Origin of the sequence: Marixanthomonas sp. SCSIO 43207 (assembly GCF_019904255.1) — a bacterium.
Classification (GTDB): Bacteria; Bacteroidota; Bacteroidia; order Flavobacteriales; family Flavobacteriaceae; genus Marixanthomonas.
This window is the reverse complement of the sequence record NZ_CP063203.1, coordinates 2,668,454-2,687,069: the sequence shown is the minus strand read 5'-3', so window position 1 is coordinate 2,687,069 and position 18,616 is coordinate 2,668,454. Positions and strand designations below refer to the sequence as shown.

The window sequence follows — 18,616 nt, the reverse complement described above, 5'->3', positions numbered from 1 at the left end:
GTAAACATTTTGGTATAAGGTGTATACTTTTTGGTGCGGAAAAAGGTTGAATTCATTTTATAGTAAGGTAGCTTACTATTATTCTGAAGTAGGTTGTTCAACCTTGATAGTATTATTTTTTTCAATAATTCTACACTGTTCAAAAGTTATTTCAGGATAGTACGTTTCGGCCCATCCGCTTAAAAGTTTTAAAACAGGTAGCAGACCAATAGATTTTTCAGTTAATGAATATTCAACTCTTGGAGGTGTTTCAGCAAATGATTTTCTAAGTAGCAAACCATCACTTTCCATTTCTTTAAGTTGATCTGTTAATACTTTTTTTGAAATACTTGGTATTAATGTATTTAACTTTCCAAAGCGCATTGCACCATTAGATAATAGGTAAATAATAATAGGTTTCCATTTATTACCTATGATATTCATGGTATGTACAAGTGTACAAGCGTTTGGATTATTTATATACTTTCTAGCCATTAGTTACTTTTTGGTTACCACAAATTTGTTAGTGTTTCCTTAATTAGTTTCGTTTATATACTATTAATAGTTTATTTTTGAAACAAATATAATAAAATATAAAATGAAAAACGTATTTATAATTAATGGGCATCAAGAATATCCTTTTGCTCAAGGAAAGCTAAATGCAAGCTTTACAGAAAAAGCTGAAACTTTTTTTAAGGATAATGGTTATAACGTAAAAACCATAAAAACCGAAGATGAAACGTACAATGTTGAAGAAGAAATAGAAAAATGGAAATGGGCAGATGTAGTCTTCTTTCAAACACCTATCAACTGGATGGGGCAGAGCTGGTCATTCAAAAAATATATAGACCAAGTATTTACACAAGGAATGATGGGCGAAATGTCTGATGGAGATGGTAGAAGTAGTAGTTCTCCCAAAAAAAATTATGGTTTAGGAGGAAAGCTGAAAGGAAAATATATGATGTCAGTTACTGCAAACGCTCCTAAAGAGGCTTTCAATAACCCTGAGGAGTCATTTTTTGGAGGTATGAGTGAAGATGATTTACTCAAACCAATGCATCTTAACTTTAAGTGGTTTGGATTTGAACCTATGCCAACATTTATGGCTTATGATGTTATGAAAAATCCTGAAATTGAAACAGATTTTAAACGATTTGATACACATTTAAGAAATAACTTTATTACGCTATGAAAAGACCAACACCAAAACAGACAGCACCAGACCTAAAATTTAATTTAGTAAACGGAGACCAGTTTTCTCTTACTGAGCAAAATCCCAAAAACTTTACCTTAGTGGTTTTTTATAGAGGATTGCATTGTCCAATATGTAAAAAGTACTTACAACAATTACAAGATTTACAACCAGATTTTAAGGAACGAGGCGTACAAGTGGTAGCTGTAAGTATGGACTCAGAAAAAAGAGCAAGGCTTTCTCGCCAAAAGTGGGAACTTTCAAATCTCGATTTGGGTTACGAGTTAGACGAAGAAACAGCGCGCAACTGGGCACTATACCTTAGTAAAGGAGTAAAAGATGGCGAACCAGATGTATTTAGTGAGCCGGGTTTATTTCTTATTGACTCTACAAACCAAATTTATTACAGCGCCATTAATAGTAATCCTTGGGGAAGACCTTACTTACCATCTTTTGTAAAAGCAATTGATTTTATTGTTTCTGAAGATTATCCTGCACGCGGAGAAATGTTGTAATTTTAAAATATGAATGAAGAAACAAAAAAACGGTTAATTCGCCTAGCCGAAGAAGAGATTCCCATCCATAAATATTTTGGGCTAAAAGTAGACCGTATTGAAAAAGAGTTTATACGTGTAAAGGTTCCATTTCGAGAAGACTTGGTAGGTGATATTCGCACCAATCGATGGCACGGTGGAGTTATGGCAACCATTATGGACTCGGTGGGAGGTGCTATAGGTATTGCAAACTTTAAATCACCCGAAGATAAACTCGCTACAATCGATTTGCGTATTGATTACTTACGTTTTGCAGAAGGGAAAGATTTGATTTTTGAAGGCAAACTAGTACGAATGGGAAACCGTATTATGGTTACCAAAATGAAAGCTTTTCAAGAAGAGATACTCGTTGCAGAAGGTAAAGGCGTTTATAATTTTATTAGAGCCAAGTAATAATAGTTTGTAAGAATTCTTGGACTAGAAAAAGTTGTTTAAACACTTAAAATGTTTTTTGTAACGTCAATAAGTGTAGCAACTTTTTCTGTGTTATAAGCATCATCATGTGCTTTATTAAAATCACCTTTATCGTTATCAAAATACTTACCGTTACTTTCAGCAAACGCATTAGAAAGTGTTAGTTCATATAAAATAGTTGCACCTTTATCTGCCGGTGACCAATGGTTATCAAATGCTTCATTAGCCATTTTTGTATTTAACAACGAACCTGGATTTACAGCAATCGTGTTTATCTCTGGATGTTTTTTGGCAAATACAAAACTCCACATGGTAAGTGCTAACTTGCTTTGTGCATAGGCATTAGATTCAGTTACGTTTTTGTTTCCTTTTAACGCAGGTATTGAAACCGTAGCTTGCGCTGCCGAACTTAAATTAATCACTCTAGGAGCATCACTTTGCTTTAAGAGAGGAAGTAAATTTTCTGTAAGTACATAGGGCGCAAAGTAGTTAACAGCAAAACGCATATCCAGATTTTGCTCATTTTTTTGAATTCTACTAGTGTAAACTCCGGCATTATTAATAAGAATATCAATTTTTTGGTAGTTGGTCTTTATCTCCTGTATCATGGTTTCAATACTTTTGAAATCTGAAAAATCTGAAATAACCCCAAAAATAGTGTCATTTCCACTAAGCTCTTTTATTTCATTAATTGTTTGCCGAAGTTTTTTTTCATTCCTTCCGTGTAAAAGAACTTGATGACCCTTCTTGGCCAATTTTATAGCGGTCAACTTACCAATACCATCAGTGCTTCCGGTAATTAAAATGGTTTTCATACTTACAAAATTTGAAAGTTTCCGTTAGTTCTTATATAAAGTATCACCTCATTATCTGAAATAGTTGAAAGGTTGTGAACGGCTTTAGCGGTTGCGCCAAAATAGCTACCTTGATCAAGTGTTTTTTTATCTCCGTTTTGCGGAAGTATATATTGCAATTCACCTTGAATAACAACTGAATGAAAAACCGAACCATCACTTACTATTTTAGCGTTATAACCTTTCGGAAATTTTACAAAATACCCACTGGCTTTTTCACTTTGCCATAAAAACGAAACTTCAGCATTACTTGTTTTATCTACAAGGTTTGAAGTTTCCATATTTTGCCAAACCACATTTGAAACATCTATGTTTATAGGTCTCTCACCATTATCAAATGCTTCATCAATGGGTTTGACTAAATAGGGACCGTGATCTATTTCTACCAAAGCGATGCTTTCACCCTTAGATGCCGTAATATGTGATTCACCTTGTGGTTGTGTCCAAAAACTACCTGGTTTCATCCACATACTTTCTGCATCAGGGTCATCATTATGTATTAATCCTTCAATCACTACAGCACGGTATGTTACATTATGGATATGTGGAGGAGATGAAAAACCATCTGCAAATTTTGCAAGAAATCCGGTTGCTTCAGTTCCGTTTCGATCACCCCAAATGGTTCCTGCTTGCGGACTTTGATCACCTCTTGCCGGATTGAGTTTTTGCCAATTAATTTCAGAACTTAAAATTACTCTGTTTGTAGGATTGGTGATACTATCTATAACCGGATTAGTTGTTACTTCTGTGCTTTTTGTTTCTTTCTTGCAGGAAAAAAATAAAAAAATAACACTAAAAATAATGGCATACGTTCTAATAGAAATCATAGTTTCTGGTTTTTATATGATGGTAAATATTTCTTCTTCGGTTAATCTAGACTTTGGTAAAGTAGCGTTAAAATCGTCTTCGGCTCTATAACCTAAACCAACCATAACTAATGCCGTGTAACCTTTTTCACGTAGCCCAAACTCTTCATCTAGGGCTTTCATATCAATACCTTCCATAGGTACCGCATCTATACCTAAAGCTGCAACTCCCAGTAAAAAGTTACCTATATTTAAGTAAACTTGTTTTTCCATCCAGTGTTGTGCATCTTTAAGATCATATTTGTGAATGTTGGTAAAAAGATTTTTTGCGCCTAAACTTTGCTCTTTAAACTCTTCTTTTGCGTAGCGACCGTCTTGGTCTTCTTTTTCATTTATATCATTTAAAAACGTTTCATCTATTTCAGTTTTTGAACAAAATAATACTACGTGAGACGCTCCGGTAACTTTAGGCTCATTAAAACTGAAAAATCCCTCCGTTCCTTTGGCCAATCTTTTTTTACCTTCTTCCGTTTCAGCAATAATGAAATGCCAAGGTTGCGAGTTGATTGATGATGGGCTTAATTGTAATAAAGCTTTTATGTTTTCTACATTTTCTGCAGAAATCTTTTTTGAAGTATCAAAAGCTTTAGTGGTGTATCTCCAATTAAGTACTTCTTTAATGTTAACTGTTGTTTCAATTTGTTCTGTTTCTGAATTCATTTTTCAATTTTTTTTGTTTTTACTATACTTTTTATAGTTGCAAACTTAAATATAGTATTCTATCTTTGCAATAACGGTCAAACATGATAGTATAGATTTTATGGAAAAAGAAGCTTATAAAACGTTGAAGTTTAAAGGAAATGAATACCCTTGTTGTACTAGTTTAACAATGGGAATAATAGGAGGAAAGTGGAAAACGGTAATTCTATATCATTTAATTGATAAAAAACTTCGTTATAATGAATTACGAAAAGAAATGCCCATGGTTACTGAACGCACACTAAGTTTACAGCTAAAAGCGCTTGAAGATGATGGTTTGGTTAATCGAAAGGTATATACATCTAAACCTCCTTTAAAGGTTGAATACTCGTTAACTTCTTTCGGAAAAACATTAATTCCGCTGGTTAAGTCTATAGCAGATTGGGGAGATTATGTTTCAGAAAATCATTCAGATGAATGATATATTTATTTTTTTATTTGTTTAAGATTTTTTCATTTTAGACCTAAATATACGTTGAATAGATTCTAGCTCTTCCTTGTGCTTTAAATCTGTTCTTGAAGCAAAGTATAGTGTGTTTTCTGTAGGGAGTTTTCCTTTCCAGATGAGTTGTATTTCGTTATTTAAAATTTCTTTCTCACATAAAAAATCAGGGATTACAGCAAGTCCCTTACCATTACTTAGACAGCGAATTATAGATGCGAGATTGGGCAAAATATAATTAGGTTTAAACGATGGTTTTTTATTAAAATTTTCATACCAAAATCGTCTAAAATGTTCCATCTCATTGGATGCACTATACCAAATGTTTTCTTGTAACTCCTTCTCTAAGCTGCTCCATTTTTCATTCTGTATTTGTTTTTTTAGTTGAGTAGTATCGGTTTTATTTCCGGCAACTAAAATGATTTGTTCTTTAGAAAAAGGAACATATTCTACGAGTGATTTTTTTTCAGACTTTTTTTTGGGAGTGATTACAAGGTCTAAAATACCGTTATTTAAATCTTTAATTAAATCTGTATGCGCACCAAAACGCGCTACCAAATCAAAATTAAGCTTCGGAATTTCAGGTTCAATAATTAATTGAAACATTTCTGAACACATACCCACATTAAGAGAAGGATTTTTTTCTTGAGTTGTTTTCTTAAAGTGTTGTTCTGCAACTTCTAGCTTTGTGATGGCGTTGATAATATATTCGTATAAAAACTTTCCGTCCTCGGTAGGAATCATTTTTCTCGATGTACGTTCAAATAACTTTTTTCCCACATAAGCCTCTAGAGCGTTAAGATGCACACTCACACCGGGCTGAGAAGAGTATAAAGCTACGGCAGCTTTTGTAAGAGTGCCGTTTTCATATACTTCTTTAAAGGTTCTGTACCATTCTAAGTTTACCATACTATTATTATTTTAATACAAAGATATGATTTGTATTATTTTTACAATAGTAAAAAGCCTTTTAAATTTGCTGAAAAATATAAAACAGCAGTGATGAAAAACATTTTTATTATAAACGGAAGTCATCCTTTTGCACATTCTGGTGGAAAATTTAATAAAACCCTTTACCATACAACCATTGATTATTTGGAGTCTTTAGACAACTATAAGGTAAAATCTACTTTTGTAGGCGACCCTTATGAGGCAAAAGAAGAAGTTGAAAAATTTAAGTGGGCAGATATTATAATTTATCATACGCCTGTATGGTGGTTTCAAATTCCTTTCGGATTTAAAGAATATCTAGATGTTGTATTTACAGAAGGTCATCAAAATGGAATTTACAGAAGTGATGGCAGAAGCAGAAGCAACCCAAATATCAATTATGGAACCGGCGGACTCATGCACGGAAAAAAATACATTCTTACTACTAGCTGGAATGCTCCCAAAGCTGCTTTTACTATGGAAGGTGAATTTTTTGATCAAACAAGTGTAGATGAAGGTGCTATGTTTGGTTTTCATAAAATGAACAAGTTTACAGGAATGGAACTCTTGGCCACGTATCATTTTCATGATATGGAGAAAAATGCAGATGTACCTTTGGAGTTAAAAAATTATGACACCTTTTTGAAAAGTGTTTTAAGCTAACTTAATAACCAGCTTAAGCATTTATTTAATACCCCATAAATAAATGCTTAAGCTGGTTTACCCTAAAATTGTTATTTCAAATTTGAATTTAAAGAGTGTTATAAAATCTCTGATTAATTAAACTACATATCCTTTAATGGTGAGAATAATGATTTTTAACAACTAGATTGTTGAGTGCTTCTCTTAGTTCTGAAAATTGTGAGCGTAGCAATGGTGCACCAAAGAACATTGGTAACAAAAGAAGGATATGCATTATAGTAATAACAGTTAATGGCTATAAGAAAGCCGCCGAAAAGATTAAGGTACTTTCCATAGTGAGTGTACTTCTGCTTTTTTGATAAAGATAGGGCATAGGCTAAAACAACTAATATAGAACCTACCCAGCCAAATATATCAATTAGTAGTTTCATAAGTTATGTATGTAAATATTCAACCATTCTTTCTTTGAAGCTTTTTTCGATAAGATTGTTTTCTAGGAGCTCCATTTCTTTTAAAAGTTCTTTTCTATTATTGACCAAATCATTCAATGATTTTTCTCCAGCTTCCCAATACTTTTTAAGTTGATCCATCTTGTTTTTTGCTTTTTTAGATAATTTTAATTGTTGTTTTCTAAGGTCATTTGGGTCTTGAAATGATTCTAAGTACCCTCTTTTTTTCATCTTGTTGGTTAGTTTTATAATTGCTGGATGCGATAATTTTGTTGCTTCGGCCATTTCGGTAACGGTTAAGTTTTCGTTCTCTTCAAGCATCAAAAAAATCATGTGCCAATTTGGTTCAATGTCTATATCAAATTCTTGATAAAACTCTTTTGTTTGATAAACAAAGAGGTCATTAAGCCTTTTTAGCCTTCCTGTTAATCCAGAAATATCCATTTTAACTAAGTAATCATCCATAATTTATGTAATTGGTTACACAAATATATAAAATAAACGTAACAAGTTACATAAATATGTTTTAAAATTTTGTTTTATTTAATCATAGATTTGTTGAAAGGTTGAAAAGAAGCAAGCGTTATAAAATAGATTTACATAAGTAGAGAAGTTAGTCATTTCAAGAGCAGAAACTATTTCAATTTCCTTCGACTAGTTCAACTTGATTTAATTGGCAATAATTTGATAAGAAAAAACTTACTTTTCTCAAAAAAAGTTTCGATAAAAAGCTGAAAGACAAGGATTATATGTTTATTTTCTTTGTAAATTCAATAATTCTTATAAATTTGCTATCCGTTAACTTACTAACCTTTTAAGTATTTAAATCTAGCCCCCGATGAAAAATACCAAAATAAGACTCACCCTTTTGGGAGTCTATAAAATTGCTCTTTTACTTTTAATAAGTACGTCGCCAGTACTCGCACAAGTAGGTATAGGCACAACCAATCCCGAGCCAAGTAGCGCACTGCAAATAGATAGTACTACAGGTGGTTTTGTACCACCTCGAATGACTAATGCACAAATGAATGCAATACCCACACCGTTGGAGGGTTCTATTGTTTATAATACTACTTTCTCAGCATTATATTTATACTCATCTGGTACTTGGAATAATATCACAAGACCGGATTTACCTTCAATAGTTTTATCAAAAGATTGGGGAGAAGATGACGATAATAATTTGGTTCAAACCAATTTAAACCAATACTATAACTTTCCTTTAAATGTTGACGAGGTTGCTTCAAATGAAGAGAATTTTTTTACTGTCACTGCAAATGGTACTGTACAAGTAAAAAAGGATGGTAATTATATGATTACCGCAGGTTTTTCAGTAAATAGTTTACCCATAGGAGGTCACAAATATATTATTGGTGTTTACAAAAATAGTACAGCAAACCTTATAGGCTATCTTGTAAGAGGTAATGTGGTTATGGAATCTGATGAAGAGTTTGGTACAAGCGGAGTAATGACACTTCCTTTTAAGGCAAATGATAAAATAATTCTTCGTTATGTTCTTAATAACGGAGGAACACCACTTGACGCACGTTTTTTCAAGATAGGAATTATTAAAATATAGGTACGTATGAAATTGTTTCTTAACCGAGTAATAGGTGTGTTTCTTATAGTTTTATCTTCAGTTGTTTATGCACAAAAAGGAGTAGGGATTAATACGACCAACCTTGATGATGGAAGTGCACTTCAAGTAGAAAGTACAACCGGTACAGTCGCATTACCAAGAATGACAGAAGCTCAAATGCAAGCTATTGACCAACCGCTCAATGGTTCTATTGTTTTTAACACAACTGATGCTAGTTTATACATTCGTATTAATGGAGTATGGACCAAGTATAAGCAATTTAATAATACACCATCTATTATTTTAAATAAAAATGGCGGAAGCCTTACCCTTCAAGAAGAACCGCCTATTCCGCTACCTCTTAATGCTACACATATTTTACATAATGCCGAAGAGTATTATTTAGTAGAAAGCGATCAATCGTCAACTAGAAATAGTACTGTAAAAATTCTTCAAGACGGGCTTTATTTGGTGACTGCAGGTATGTCAACTACAAACCTTCCAACGGGTGCAAAAAAGTATAAACTTTTGGTTTTTGTAAACGGTGCATTAAAATCATATCTCACTAGTGGGAATGTTTCATTAGATCGTAATGATTACTGGGGCACCAGCGGTAACTCGGTGCTGTTATTACAAGCAAACGATATTGTAGAAATTAAATATACACTAGACGGTTCCGGAACTATCAATGCTAAGTTTTATAATATCGGAATTTCAAAACTATAGATATTTACTTACTGAGCTTCTCTATATTTTTTTCAATCGAAATTAAAACTTGATTAATGATTCATAGGTGTTTTCTGAATCTGAATATCAACCTTATTTATTTTTTCTGTCAAATCTTGATTTACTTTTAATGATCAAACTCTAGTGGTAGTTTATCTGCTTATTATTCTGAAATAAAAGTAATTTTACAATAACAGAAGAGGAGCTATAATACCTATTCTCAGTTCGTTTCTATTATAATCTGCTGCATTAAATTCTTCGATAGCATAGTTTGAATATGTATAATATCTACCAATAAAGGCCAAGAAAAATCGTATATCAAAGTCTTTAATTGGAGTGTAATATAGGGTGGGAACAACACTGTAACTTGTTCTCAAACGGTTACGATCATTTTCAACTTCACCATAAGCACTACTAGTCATAAGGCTAACCAATCCTTTAAATTTTGAATTAATGCGATATTCTGCTCTTACCCAGTTTTCAATATATAAAGCATCTTGAGCCACTGTATCGGTATTAAAAATACTAGTTATAATACCTTTGGTGTCAACCTCTTCATAACTAAAATTAAAATCATACATTATTGTGAGGTTATCATTTTGATACTTATTACCTAAAGTAAAAAAATAAGTTCCTTTATTTTTAACTTGATTGGAATAACTCAAGCTATAAATAGTTTGAAATTTACCGTCAAAAAAGTTACCGCGCCAGTTACCAACAACCGCTACCGGCCATATAGGTTCTTCAATGTTTGCTGCCACGTCATCACCGTAAATATCTTCATAAAGCATAGTGCGTGAATTCAAAACCTGAAAACCAAATTTGTGATCTTGACTAGATTGATACGTTATTCCGGCTCCGGTAACGTATGCTAGAGCATTGCTTTGAATGTCGTTATATTCCAAAACATCTAGTGCACTAAACTCATATTCATAACCTCCATAAAATGCGTATGTTTTTCCTACCAAAACATTAAGTTTTGGAGTAGCTTTAATATCTACGTACGCCAATTCAATGTTACTACCCAATTGATCAAGGCTTTGAATATCACTACCTCTGTTAAATCGATTTCTGAAATAAAAACTTACTTGCTCATGAAGCTTTGCAGAAAACCCTAGTGCTGTAAAACCATTTTCAAATTGTACCCCATTATAATATTGATCTCCGCCTCTATAGGTGTATGCTTGTAGCTCTGTCCGCATATCGAAGGTAATATCTATGTTATTTAAAAGCCTACTATTTTCTATTGAAATTATAGGGTTAGCCAAACTGTCTTTTACTTGAGAAAAGCCCCAAAGCGGAACAAATATTAGCAAACACATTAAAAATAACTTCATAAAATAAAGGGCTTATAAAACTTATTTAAATTAAAAAATCGGAAGATGTGTACCTAATAAATACGATTTTTTAAAAAGACATATATTATCTTAATTCTTTTAAAATTACTAAAATTTTATTCAAATGAAGATTTTAGAATAGCAATACAAACTAGTAAGCTCTTCTTTAACACCTAAGGTTTTATAACCTACTTCCCAATACAATATTTAACTATCCTTATGTCTATTGACGTTAAGGCATTTGGGCAACAAATAGGGTGCAAAAAATACATAAAAAGAATAAATAAAGAGTAAACATCAATAAATTGAGCTACTAATATAGCACAAAAAAAACCGCTCGATTAGAGCGGTTTCCAAATAAAAACACCAAGCATTAATTAGCTGTACCAGAGCCTAAATAAATACTGTTTGATACTTGACTACCATCAGCAGTAATAAACGCCATAAATAGCTCTACTGTATCTCCTGCATAAGTTGTTGGGATTGGAACAATTTGAGAACCAACAGTTCTGTCGGCTCCATCAAGTAAAGAAATAGATTCCTTTTTTGAGGGGTTGTAAACCAACAACATCGCTTTATCAGTTGCATTTGCGTTACCTTCGGCAGAGTTATCATCCCACCCAAAAGTTACTTCTCCAGCAGTTGCTAAATCAGTCGTTGGGTTTAACGCACCAGATAAACCTCCTCGACTTACTAAAGCGTTCGGATAGTCAACAACAAAGTTAGGTTCAGTACCTGTAATCGCATTATTCAACACATACGACATTGCAGCATTAAATTCTGTTTTCTTAACTGCTAATCCTTTATACCCTAACTTAATAAAAGGCTTTACAGCCTGTAAAAATTCTAAAGTGGCAGTAAACTTTGTTCTTTGGTTTACTTGACCAACAGTTCTTGGATTGGCTACACTTGAGGGTTTAATTCTAATGTAATCAATTCCTTTCCAGCTTCCACCGATAACGTTTCCAACCTTACCTGAAAGCCCTCCTAAAATACCTTGGGAAATTTTACCCATAACATAAATAATTTAAATGAAACTTATTTTTCTTCGGACTTGGTACGGACTTAACACGAAGTTGTACCTTCCGACTGAATATATGGCAAGTTTTATGCTATTCGTTAGATATGGATTTTGTTGCTTTAGATTGCTTCTTTTTGCATTTTAGAAAATAAACTTTGAATGTATGATACTTTCAAATCTGCCATTTTTGAAATGACTTTTTGAAGTTCGTCTTCTTTTTTACTAATCGCTGACACTATATTAATATGCTTTTGCAATTGAAATTCGTTATTTATTAATGATATAAAACTATTTTTTAGAGTATTTCTGCAATCATCTCTTGAAATAAATGGAATAACACTTCCTTTTAAATAGTAAGCATAAAACCCGCCTATTTGCAACATCATAGATAAGTGAAAAAGTGTGTGTTTTACCTCTTCTGTTGTAGTAGTGACAACGAAACAGTTAGCACAGGATTTTAAGAGTGGTTTTCCGCTGTTTAGACCTTTGTTTAAAATGAAAAAATGAGGGTTCGAGTAAGTCTTTCCGACTTGATGTGTTTTTAGTTCAAAAGTTGACATAGCTATCCAATTTAAAATTGCTTCGCTACGCTTCGCGCCATTATTTTTTTTTGAAAAGAAAAAAGATAGCCATAGTTGTTGTGGCGTGGGTAAGGCTGTCAAGGTTTTTGGATAAAAGTTTTTTTATTGAATGACTAAATCAAAAAAAAAGGTATTGAAAAAAGTTTTATTCAAAACCCGTAGGGCTTGACCTTTATAGCCTTGTGCGGTTGGCAGAGGTAGCCACATATATTTGCCATCTTTTTTATTTTAAATTTTCAAATTAGTTAAACTTGATTGAAAATGCCTTTAACTTTTCTGGGGAATTAACACTTAAAAAAATAGGTTTTAGTACCGTACTGAGCGTTGGGTGAAGCGTTTGTATGGGTAGCATTTTAAATAGTTGTTTGATAAAACAGCATTTAAACAAGCTACTTATACAGGACTTTTAGACAATAGCTTTTTGTTTTTTTGAGGCACGAGAAAAAGCAATATGCTATGGCGTAGCACTACACTTTATAAACCTATTTTTCTATAACCGCTGACTTGGGTGGTGGGGAAAAGTGGACTTTTATATTTGTTAACGAAATGAAACAAACAAAGACTTGAGGTAAGGAATACTTGGACTTAACGATGGTTTTGTGCAGCTTGAATGAGATAACGAATATTATTATCAATTAACAGAAACCTTAAAATGTTTAAATGTTTAATGTTAGTTCAAAATGTGGTTAAATGTTCGGAATTGCGCGTTGGAATTGCGGATATTTTACATAATACCAGTTATAGCTACGAAAATATAAGAATGCTGCGATAGCAAACCCTTGAAAGGATTTTTGCTACTATAACTTGTATTATGTAATATAGCTTGGGTGAGTTTAGGGTTTTATGATATAATAATAACAGAATAGCTTATTGCAGTTTGGTTTGATTTTATGAAAACCAAAGCTGTAATATGCTATTACCTTAAAGACAAAAAAACGCTAAACTTGTTAGGTGAGCGGAACAACACAAAAGACAGAGGATTTTGAGGTACGAAAAAACTGGGTTTTGGGTTGTGGGGAATAAAAAAGAGCCTTCCGAAAAAGACTCTTTCATTATTGCTTAATGGTCGTGATTTGAATGGTCATCACTTTCTTCTTCACCAGATTGATTCATCATCATTTCGTGGTCGTATTTACAACAACCTGGTAAACCATCATATGCTTCTTCATCACCTGCTACTTTTTCGGTATCATATCCTGAAGCTGCGATTGCTTTATGGATTGCCATTGCATCGGTTTTTGTATCATCAAAAGACACATCAATCTTCTTTTTATCGACATCCCAATTAGCACTTGCAACACCTTCAACACCGTTAGCTGCTTTTTCGATAGTGTTTTTACACATTCCGCAATTTCCTCTTACACCAAAAGACAGGTCTGTCATTGCCATATCTTTTGACATTTCAGTAGTTGTGGTTTCTGTTTCTTTTTTGGTTTCGTTTTTACAACTTGTTAAACCTAATGCTGCTATTACAGCTACACTTAAAATTACTTTTTTACTCACGTCGATTACATTTTTGTTTTTGTGTTCGTGATTTTTCTTTGAAAAATTCATTGTTTAAAATTTAATTGTTATTACTTGATTTATTATTCTATTACTTGTTTTACTTCACCACAGGTTAGCATTGCTTCGCCAAAGTATGGATTGATTACTTTTTCTTCTTTGCTTAACCAATAAGCACCATTATTGTTATCTGCCATTGGACAAAATTCTACATAGACCTTTTCATTGATACCAAATAGTTGTACAGCATTGATTAGATGTGATGATAAATGTTTAAAATGGTCTCTTTGTGATTTTATATCGGACGTTTCAGAAATTGAAGTTGCAGAAGATTTTATTTCGCCTTCTAATGACATCCAATGGTTATGCGCCTTATTATCTGACAACAATTTCATATCTACTTTGTTCAATTTATTTAATAAAGTTGTTGCGTTTGCTGAAGTACTTATTGAATCTTCTTTTACTAAAGCATCTTTTAAATTGATATACGCATTGTAAACACTATTTAACTGCTCTTGAAATTTCTCTGATACTTCCAAACGCTCATTCATATTAGTGTGGTCACTTTCTTTGTTAGATGCATTGTTATCCATACCTAAATGACCTTCGTGTCCAGTCATTACTTTACCACCATCTTTATTCATCATAGACTTTTTGCCTTGTAATTGTGCTGCTGCATCAACCGTAAATGTTCCGTTAGTCACTATTTCATTTCCAACAAATAAACCTTCTACAACTTCATATTCATTACCAATTTGATTGCCTAATTTAATTTCACGCATTTCAAAAATAGGTTGGTCTGGATTTGTTTTAAGGTACACCACAGAACGTTCACCTGTCCATAATACAGAAGATGCAGGAATTGATAATACTTCATCATTTTTAGCTGTACTGCCTTCAATATTTGCGGTTACAAACATTCCTGGTTTAAATACATCGTCCTTATTGCTTAAAACAACACGTAAGGTTACAGTTCTTGTTTTCGTGTTTAAAACTGGGTCAATGAAATCTACTTTACCTTTAAACTCTTTATTAGGATAAGCATTGGTTGTTATCATCACTTCCTGTCCTTTTTTAAAGCGGTCAATCTGATTTTCATACACATCAAAGTTTCCCCAAACTGTGTTGAGATTGGCAATTTTTAATAAGGGTTGTCCTTGTTTGATGTAATCGCCTTGCTCTACCAATTTTTCTGTAACAGTACCCGAAACGGTTGCATAAACAGGAAAGTTTTCTTTTACTTTTCCTGTTTCTTCAATCTGGTTGATTTGAGTTTCAGATAGCTTCCATAACTTCAATTTGTTACGAACTGACTTATACAAAGCAGGTTGTGATTCCTTTAAAGATGCTGCCGTAATGAGTTCTTGTTGTGCCGCATACAATTCTGGTGAATAGATTGTTGCTAATAGTTGCCCTTTGCGTACTTCTTCACCTGTAAAACTGATATTTAAACGCTCAATTCTACCTGAAAAATAACTGACTTGTACTGCATTGGCTTCTTCGTTTTCGGCAATTTTTCCTGAAAGTTTTATGATTCCATTTTCTACTGAACCATTACCAACCACCGTGGTTTGAATGTTTGCTAAAGCCATTGCATTAGCGGTTAATTTAAACTGATCTGCTGTTAATCCATCTGCACCAGCTTCGGCAGGAATTAAATCCATCCCACAAATAGGACAATCGCCTGGCTCTGGTTGCATAATTTGTGGATGCATAGAACACGTCCACATTTGATTGGTTGCTGCAACCGCATCGTGATTATGGTCTATTTCTTCATTTGATGAGCCACCAAAAAGCAACCAACCCAATAACACACCTACTACGAGTATGCCAATATATATGACTATTTTATTATTTTTCATTCTCTAATCGTTTTATCATTGCTTTCATTTCTTCTATTTCTTTACGTTGTGCTTTTATAATGTCTTCTGCTAATTTTTTAACTTCTGGGTCTTGAATATCTGCTCTTTCACTTGTTAAAATAGCGATAGAATGATGTGGTATCATTGCTTTCATCCATAGTACGTCACCAATGATTGGTGCTTGTGTTCTTACTAATCCTAATGCACCTACAAACAGGATAAAACTACCTGCAAGTATGGCTATGTTTTTCTTTCTATCATTATACATTTTTCGCATAAAAAACCACATTATTACTGCCATTGCTGAAATACCTAAACAGGTCATATAAAATCGGGTTAAGCTAAACCACACGTGGTCTATTGCATAGGTGTTTAGATACATTGTGATGTACATTGCTACAAATGAGCAAGCCAACATTATAAAGAAGGTTTTGTAATTTCCTTTGTTTGAGTGTTCTTTTGAATTTTCCATAATTATTTGATTTTATAGTTAAACTTTAATTGTTCTTAATCGTAGTGCATTTCCAATAACTGAAACAGAGCTAAAACTCATTGCTAAAGCTGCTATCATTGGCGAGAGCAATATTCCAAAGAATGGAAACAAAACTCCTGCTGCAATAGGCACACCTAAAGTGTTATAAATAAGTGCAAAAAATAGGTTCTGCTTAATGTTCTTCATTACAGCATTACTTAAATTTTTTGCTTTTACAATACCGTGTAAATCGCCTTTTACGAGTGTTATCATAGCACTTTCTATCGCTACATCTGTTCCCGTACCCATTGCAATACCTACATCACTTTTTGCCAATGCTGGTGCATCATTAATGCCATCACCTGCCATAGCAACTACTTTTCCATTTTTTTGTAGTTTCTCTACTTCTTTGAGTTTGTCTTCTGGTAGCATACTGGCTTTAAAATCTGCAAGATTTAGTTCTGATGCTACTGCTTGTGCTGTATTGTGATTATCACCTGTTAGCATTATTACATCTATCCCTTTATCTTGAAGTGCTTTAATGGCTTTAGCACTTGTTTCTTTTATTTTATCGCCTATAACTACATATCCAACTACGGTTTCATCTATTGACAAATAAGAAACTGTTTTACCCTGTTCTTGGTAAGATTTAGCTTCGTCTTTCATTTTAGAAGTAATATCCGCTTTAGCATATTCCATCATTTTAGGATTACCTAATGCTACATTTTTTCCATCAATTTTAGCTTCAACACCTTTTCCTGTAACAGCACTAAAATCTTCGGACTTTAAAATTTCTGCGTTGTGTTCTTTGCCATATTTAACTGTCGCTTCTGCCAAAGGATGTTCGCTATTTGTATTTAATGACACGATGTATTGTAACACTTCTTTTTCGCTTAAAGCATCATTAAAAGCTCCAACGGTTTCAACTGTTGGTTTTCCTTCGGTAATTGTTCCTGTCTTGTCAACGATAAGCGTATTTACCTTATCCATTTTTTCAAGAGCTTCAGCATTTTTAATCAATACACCATTTTGAGCACCTTTACCCACACCAACCATTACAGACATTGGTGTTGCTAAACCTAAAGCACAAGGACAAGCAATGATTAGTACTGCAATTGCATTGACAAACGCATACACATAAACTGGTTCTGGTCCCCAAATAGACCATACAATAAATGTGATAATAGAAATAAGAACTACAACTGGCACAAAATAGCCTGAAACTTTATCTGCTAAATTTTGAATAGGTGCACGACTTCTACTCGCATCATTAACCATATGAATGATTTGTGATAATAAAGTGTCACTTCCTACCTTTTCTGCTTTCATTAAAAAGGATTGATTCCCGTTAATGGTTCCGCTACTTACTTTATCTTCTTGAGATTTGTTTACAGGAATAGGTTCGCCTGTAATCATAGATTCATCAATAGTTGTTTCGCCTTCAGTTATCACACCATCGACAGGAATTTTATCGCCTGGTTTCACTTTTAGAATATCATTAAGTTCTATCTCGTCAATACTGACTTCAACTTCTTCACCATCTACTATTTTTATGGCTTTATTAGGTGCTAATTTCAACAGTTCTTTTACTGCCGAATTGGTTTTACTATGTGCACGAGCTTCTAACAATTGACCTAAAAGCACTAACGTTAAAATCACAGTTGCTGCTTCAAAATAGACGTGAACTGCACCTGATTCTGTTTTAAATTGACTTGGAAATACGTCTGGAAAGAACATACCAAAAACACTAAACGACCACGCCACACCTGCACCAATCCCAATAAGTGTAAACATATTGAGATTCCACGTTTTTATGCTTCTATAAGCACGCTCAAAGAACATCCAAGTGGCATAAAACACTACTGGAATTGATAATGCAAACTGAATCCAGTTCCAATATTTCTGTTCCATTATATCGTACAACGGATTGTTATTGAGCATTTCGCTCATAGCCATTAAGAAAATGGGCAAGGTAAATGCTGTGGCAATCCAAAATTTCTTTAATAGCTTTTTATACGTTTTTTCTTCTGCTGAACTATCTGCTTCCATTGGTACTAAATCCATCCCACAAATAGGACACGAACCTGCTTCTTCTTTTACAATTTCTGGATGCATCGGACACGTCCATTGTTCCTTTGAAGTTGCTGATAGATTTTGTTCTTCCACCAAATCCATTCCGCAAACAGGACAATCGCCTGGTTTATCATAAGTTTTATCGCCTTCGCAATGCATAGGACAATAAAATGTGCCTGTACCTTTAGGTTGCTTTTCCTTTTTAGCTTCTGAATGCTGATGGTGTTCACCTTGTTTATGAATGCTATATGTACCACCATCCTTTTTTAAGGCTTCTTGAAACTTTTCTATAGGAATATGCGATTCCATTTCGATGGTAGCTTCAGCCTTTTCTAAATTGACCGTTGCTTTTAAAACACCTTCCACTTTAGAGAGCGTTTCTTCAACGTGACTGCGACAACCGTTGCAAGTCATTCCGTGTATATGATATGTATGTTTCAT

The 18,616-nt window shown here is 33.4% G+C and carries 21 protein-coding genes; 7 read left to right on the top strand and 14 right to left on the bottom strand.

Annotated elements, in window-relative coordinates:
- Positions 1-78: 78 nt before the first annotated feature.
- Positions 79-474: a helix-turn-helix domain-containing protein gene (locus INR76_RS12615; protein WP_223108311.1), complete on the bottom strand. Its 396-nt coding sequence runs from the start codon at positions 472-474 to the stop codon at positions 79-81.
- A 103-nt stretch (positions 475-577) separates the two neighbouring features.
- Here INR76_RS12615 and INR76_RS12610 point away from each other — a divergent pair, with 103 nt between their 5' ends.
- Genes INR76_RS12610 through INR76_RS12600 form a run of 3 tightly spaced genes read left to right on the top strand, consistent with a single transcriptional unit; the run spans position 578 to position 2,118 of the window.
- On the top strand, positions 578-1,171 hold the full coding sequence (locus INR76_RS12610; protein ID WP_223108310.1) for an NAD(P)H-dependent oxidoreductase: 594 nt from the start codon (positions 578-580) through the stop codon (positions 1,169-1,171).
- On the top strand, positions 1,168-1,686 hold the full coding sequence (locus tag INR76_RS12605; RefSeq protein ID WP_223108309.1) for a peroxiredoxin-like family protein: 519 nt from the start codon (positions 1,168-1,170) through the stop codon (positions 1,684-1,686). Before INR76_RS12610 ends, INR76_RS12605 begins: the two co-directional genes overlap by 4 nt.
- A gap of 9 nt (positions 1,687-1,695) precedes the next feature.
- Positions 1,696-2,118 (top strand): hotdog fold thioesterase, encoded by a 423-nt coding sequence (locus INR76_RS12600; protein WP_223108308.1) that lies wholly within the window; start codon positions 1,696-1,698, stop codon positions 2,116-2,118.
- A 38-nt stretch (positions 2,119-2,156) separates the two neighbouring features.
- Here INR76_RS12600 and INR76_RS12595 read toward each other — a convergent pair whose 3' ends face one another.
- From INR76_RS12595 to nfsB, 3 genes are read right to left on the bottom strand one after another with little or no spacing between them, the layout of a single operon-like run.
- Positions 2,157-2,954: an SDR family NAD(P)-dependent oxidoreductase gene (locus tag INR76_RS12595; protein WP_223108307.1), complete on the bottom strand. Its 798-nt coding sequence runs from the start codon at positions 2,952-2,954 to the stop codon at positions 2,157-2,159.
- 2 nt (positions 2,955-2,956) lie between these two features.
- The gene (locus tag INR76_RS12590; RefSeq protein ID WP_223108306.1) at positions 2,957-3,820 is read right to left on the bottom strand and encodes a DUF4437 domain-containing protein; all 864 of its coding nucleotides are present in this window, start codon (positions 3,818-3,820) and stop codon (positions 2,957-2,959) included.
- Between the two features lie 12 nt (positions 3,821-3,832).
- Positions 3,833-4,519, bottom strand: a complete 687-nt coding sequence (gene nfsB, locus INR76_RS12585) for an oxygen-insensitive NAD(P)H nitroreductase (protein ID WP_223108305.1) — start codon at positions 4,517-4,519, stop codon at positions 3,833-3,835.
- A gap of 100 nt (positions 4,520-4,619) precedes the next feature.
- Between nfsB and INR76_RS12580 the strand changes: the two genes are divergently transcribed.
- On the top strand, positions 4,620-4,979 hold the full coding sequence (locus tag INR76_RS12580; RefSeq protein ID WP_223108304.1) for a helix-turn-helix domain-containing protein: 360 nt from the start codon (positions 4,620-4,622) through the stop codon (positions 4,977-4,979).
- A gap of 21 nt (positions 4,980-5,000) precedes the next feature.
- On the opposite strand, the gene INR76_RS12575 is transcribed toward INR76_RS12580, so the two are convergent.
- Positions 5,001-5,909, bottom strand: a complete 909-nt coding sequence (locus tag INR76_RS12575) for a LysR family transcriptional regulator (RefSeq protein ID WP_223108303.1) — start codon at positions 5,907-5,909, stop codon at positions 5,001-5,003.
- Positions 5,910-6,002: 93 nt separating this feature from the next.
- Here INR76_RS12575 and INR76_RS12570 point away from each other — a divergent pair, with 93 nt between their 5' ends.
- Positions 6,003-6,593 (top strand): NAD(P)H-dependent oxidoreductase, encoded by a 591-nt coding sequence (locus INR76_RS12570; protein WP_223108302.1) that lies wholly within the window; start codon positions 6,003-6,005, stop codon positions 6,591-6,593.
- A gap of 155 nt (positions 6,594-6,748) precedes the next feature.
- Here the strand turns inward: INR76_RS12570 and INR76_RS12565 are convergent, their stop codons facing one another.
- Entirely contained in the window at positions 6,749-7,003 is a 255-nt protein-coding gene (locus INR76_RS12565) for a hypothetical protein (protein WP_223108301.1), read from the bottom strand.
- A gap of 3 nt (positions 7,004-7,006) precedes the next feature.
- The gene (locus tag INR76_RS12560) at positions 7,007-7,486 is read right to left on the bottom strand and encodes a MarR family winged helix-turn-helix transcriptional regulator (RefSeq protein WP_255592681.1); all 480 of its coding nucleotides are present in this window, start codon (positions 7,484-7,486) and stop codon (positions 7,007-7,009) included.
- A 373-nt stretch (positions 7,487-7,859) separates the two neighbouring features.
- On the opposite strand from INR76_RS12560, the gene INR76_RS12555 reads away from it, so the two are divergent.
- On the top strand, positions 7,860-8,600 hold the full coding sequence (locus INR76_RS12555) for a hypothetical protein (protein WP_223108300.1): 741 nt from the start codon (positions 7,860-7,862) through the stop codon (positions 8,598-8,600).
- A gap of 6 nt (positions 8,601-8,606) precedes the next feature.
- Positions 8,607-9,326 carry a hypothetical protein gene (locus INR76_RS12550; RefSeq protein ID WP_223108299.1) on the top strand — a complete coding sequence of 240 codons (720 nt, stop codon included), beginning with the start codon at positions 8,607-8,609 and terminating at the stop codon, positions 9,324-9,326.
- A 185-nt stretch (positions 9,327-9,511) separates the two neighbouring features.
- Here the strand turns inward: INR76_RS12550 and INR76_RS12545 are convergent, their stop codons facing one another.
- From INR76_RS12545 to INR76_RS12515, 7 genes are all read right to left on the bottom strand, one after another.
- Positions 9,512-10,663 (bottom strand): porin, encoded by a 1,152-nt coding sequence (locus INR76_RS12545; RefSeq protein WP_223108298.1) that lies wholly within the window; start codon positions 10,661-10,663, stop codon positions 9,512-9,514.
- A gap of 373 nt (positions 10,664-11,036) precedes the next feature.
- Complete coding sequence (locus tag INR76_RS12540; protein ID WP_223108297.1) at positions 11,037-11,678, bottom strand: DUF6266 family protein; 642 nt, start codon at positions 11,676-11,678, stop codon at positions 11,037-11,039.
- A 125-nt stretch (positions 11,679-11,803) separates the two neighbouring features.
- A complete protein-coding gene (locus tag INR76_RS12535) occupies positions 11,804-12,346 on the bottom strand; it encodes a hypothetical protein (protein ID WP_255592678.1) in 543 nt (180 codons plus the stop codon).
- A 978-nt stretch (positions 12,347-13,324) separates the two neighbouring features.
- Positions 13,325-13,819, bottom strand: coding sequence for a heavy-metal-associated domain-containing protein (locus INR76_RS12530; protein WP_051881039.1), 495 nt, complete (start codon positions 13,817-13,819; stop codon positions 13,325-13,327).
- Positions 13,820-13,851: 32 nt separating this feature from the next.
- Positions 13,852-15,630 carry an efflux RND transporter periplasmic adaptor subunit gene (locus INR76_RS12525; RefSeq protein ID WP_223108296.1) on the bottom strand — a complete coding sequence of 593 codons (1,779 nt, stop codon included), beginning with the start codon at positions 15,628-15,630 and terminating at the stop codon, positions 13,852-13,854.
- The gene (locus INR76_RS12520; protein WP_106688417.1) at positions 15,620-16,102 is read right to left on the bottom strand and encodes a DUF305 domain-containing protein; all 483 of its coding nucleotides are present in this window, start codon (positions 16,100-16,102) and stop codon (positions 15,620-15,622) included. Before INR76_RS12520 ends, INR76_RS12525 begins: the two co-directional genes overlap by 11 nt.
- A gap of 18 nt (positions 16,103-16,120) precedes the next feature.
- Positions 16,121-18,616: a heavy metal translocating P-type ATPase gene (locus INR76_RS12515; RefSeq protein WP_223108295.1), complete on the bottom strand. Its 2,496-nt coding sequence runs from the start codon at positions 18,614-18,616 to the stop codon at positions 16,121-16,123.

Coding starts and splice junctions, on each gene's coding strand:
- INR76_RS12545 (WP_223108298.1), bottom strand. CDS start 10,663: ATGAAGTTATTTTTAATGTGTTTGCTAATATTTGTTCCGCTTTGGGGC.
- INR76_RS12590 (WP_223108306.1), bottom strand. CDS start 3,820: ATGATTTCTATTAGAACGTATGCCATTATTTTTAGTGTTATTTTTTTA.
- INR76_RS12560 (WP_255592681.1), bottom strand. CDS start 7,486: ATGGATGATTACTTAGTTAAAATGGATATTTCTGGATTAACAGGAAGG.
- INR76_RS12520 (WP_106688417.1), bottom strand. CDS start 16,102: ATGGAAAATTCAAAAGAACACTCAAACAAAGGAAATTACAAAACCTTC.
- INR76_RS12615 (WP_223108311.1), bottom strand. CDS start 474: ATGGCTAGAAAGTATATAAATAATCCAAACGCTTGTACACTTGTACAT.
- INR76_RS12595 (WP_223108307.1), bottom strand. CDS start 2,954: ATGAAAACCATTTTAATTACCGGAAGCACTGATGGTATTGGTAAGTTG.
- INR76_RS12550 (WP_223108299.1), top strand. CDS start 8,607: ATGAAATTGTTTCTTAACCGAGTAATAGGTGTGTTTCTTATAGTTTTA.
- INR76_RS12600 (WP_223108308.1), top strand. CDS start 1,696: ATGAATGAAGAAACAAAAAAACGGTTAATTCGCCTAGCCGAAGAAGAG.
- INR76_RS12525 (WP_223108296.1), bottom strand. CDS start 15,630: ATGAAAAATAATAAAATAGTCATATATATTGGCATACTCGTAGTAGGT.
- INR76_RS12565 (WP_223108301.1), bottom strand. CDS start 7,003: ATGAAACTACTAATTGATATATTTGGCTGGGTAGGTTCTATATTAGTT.
- INR76_RS12580 (WP_223108304.1), top strand. CDS start 4,620: ATGGAAAAAGAAGCTTATAAAACGTTGAAGTTTAAAGGAAATGAATAC.
- nfsB (WP_223108305.1), bottom strand. CDS start 4,519: ATGAATTCAGAAACAGAACAAATTGAAACAACAGTTAACATTAAAGAA.
- INR76_RS12555 (WP_223108300.1), top strand. CDS start 7,860: ATGAAAAATACCAAAATAAGACTCACCCTTTTGGGAGTCTATAAAATT.
- INR76_RS12605 (WP_223108309.1), top strand. CDS start 1,168: ATGAAAAGACCAACACCAAAACAGACAGCACCAGACCTAAAATTTAAT.
- INR76_RS12570 (WP_223108302.1), top strand. CDS start 6,003: ATGAAAAACATTTTTATTATAAACGGAAGTCATCCTTTTGCACATTCT.
- INR76_RS12530 (WP_051881039.1), bottom strand. CDS start 13,819: ATGAATTTTTCAAAGAAAAATCACGAACACAAAAACAAAAATGTAATC.
- INR76_RS12575 (WP_223108303.1), bottom strand. CDS start 5,909: ATGGTAAACTTAGAATGGTACAGAACCTTTAAAGAAGTATATGAAAAC.
- INR76_RS12540 (WP_223108297.1), bottom strand. CDS start 11,678: ATGGGTAAAATTTCCCAAGGTATTTTAGGAGGGCTTTCAGGTAAGGTT.
- INR76_RS12515 (WP_223108295.1), bottom strand. CDS start 18,616: ATGAAACATACATATCATATACACGGAATGACTTGCAACGGTTGTCGC.
- INR76_RS12610 (WP_223108310.1), top strand. CDS start 578: ATGAAAAACGTATTTATAATTAATGGGCATCAAGAATATCCTTTTGCT.